This window comes from Neisseria sp. P0001.S005, from assembly GCF_051963715.1.
Window position 1 is genome coordinate 1 of record NZ_JBQCTZ010000389.1, and the last position, 1,549, is coordinate 1,549.

Sequence of the window (1,549 nt, forward strand, 5' to 3'; positions counted from 1 at the left end):
ATCGCGCTGTCTTATGCCATGCTCGGCGCGTTTGCCATGGCCATCACGCATTCCGGCCTGCCGCAACAGCTCGCCGGCGTAATTATCCGCAAACTCAACGGCGGTGAAGGCAATGCGAAAGGCGAAGGCGCGGTCAAATGGCTGCTGCTGGCGATTATTTTGTGCATGGGCGTGATGAGCCAAAACGTTGTGCCGATTCATATCGCATTTATCCCGATGATTATTCCGCCGCTGCTGTTGGTGTTCAACCGCTTGAAACTCGACCGCCGCTTGGTGGCTTGTGTGATTACGTTTGGCTTGGTAACGACTTATATGTTCCTGCCTTACGGTTTCGGCGCCATCTTCTTGAACGACATCATGTTGGGCAATATCCGCTCGGCAGGCATGGACACCAACGGCATCAATGTAATGCACGCAATGGCGATTCCGGCTTTGGGCATGGTGTCCGGCTTGCTGCTGGCCTTTTTGCACTACCGCAAACCACGCATTTATCAAAACAATACCACTGACACGGAAGACAACCGTGCGGCAGTGCAACAACAAGAGCCTTCAACCTATCGCAGCTTGGTGGCGGCCGTGGCAATTGCCGTGTGTTTTGCCATTCAGCTTTTGTATGATGACTCGCTGGTATTGGGCGCTATGTTGGGCTTTGCCGTGTTTATGATGTTGGGCGTGATGAACCGTTCCGCTGCCAGCGATGTCTTCGGCGAAGGCATCAAAATGATGGCGATGGTTGGCTTTATTATGATCGCGGCACAAGGTTTCGCCGCCGTCATGAACGCGACCGGCGAGATTCAGCCTTTGGTCGAACACAGCATGGCTTTGTTCGGCGGCAATAAAGGCATGGCCGCATTGACCATGTTGTGCGTCGGTTTGCTGGTGACCATGGGTATCGGCTCGTCCTTCTCGACTCTGCCGATTATTACCGCGATTTATGTGCCTTTGTGCATCAGCTTGGGCTTCTCTCCTATGGCAACCATCGCCATCGTCGGCACAGCAGGCGCGCTGGGTGATGCAGGCTCCCCTGCTTCCGACTCAACGCTCGGCCCGACCATGGGTTTGAATGCCGACGGTCAGCACGACCACATCCGCGATTCGGTTATCCCGACCTTTATCCACTACAATATCCCGCTGATGGCTGCCGGCTGGATTGCCGCAATGGTGCTTTGATATGAGCGATATTCAGGAATTGGAACACCGCGTCACCGAGCTGGAAATTCGGACGGCCTTGCAGGAAGATTTAATCGGCAGCCTGAATGACACCATCGCCAAGATGCAGCAGGCTTTGGATTTGCAGCAAGGCCAGTTGCGGCTTCTGTATCAACGGATGCAGGACAAAGGCGCAAACGGCGAACGCGAACCGTACAGCCTGCGCGATGAGATTCCGCCGCATTATTGATAAACTGAAAAAGGACGTGTTTGATACACGCCCTTTTCTTTCATAACAAAGGCCGTCTGAAAGTCAATCAAGCTTTCAGACGGCCTGAGACCTTTGCAAAATTCCTTTCCTTCCAACAGCCGAAATCCAAACAAGGGTTTTCAGCTGTTT

The 1,549-nt window shown here is 53.4% G+C and carries 2 protein-coding genes; both read left to right on the forward strand.

What is annotated here, in order from left to right:
* On the forward strand, positions 1-1,170 hold a 1,170-nt coding region (locus tag ACTHSP_RS20465), incomplete at its 5' end, for a Na+/H+ antiporter family protein (protein WP_440346818.1).
* A gap of 1 nt (position 1,171) precedes the next feature.
* Positions 1,172-1,399, forward strand: a complete 228-nt coding sequence (locus tag ACTHSP_RS20470) for a SlyX family protein (RefSeq protein ID WP_440346819.1) — start codon at positions 1,172-1,174, stop codon at positions 1,397-1,399.
* Positions 1,400-1,549: the final 150 nt, after the last annotated feature.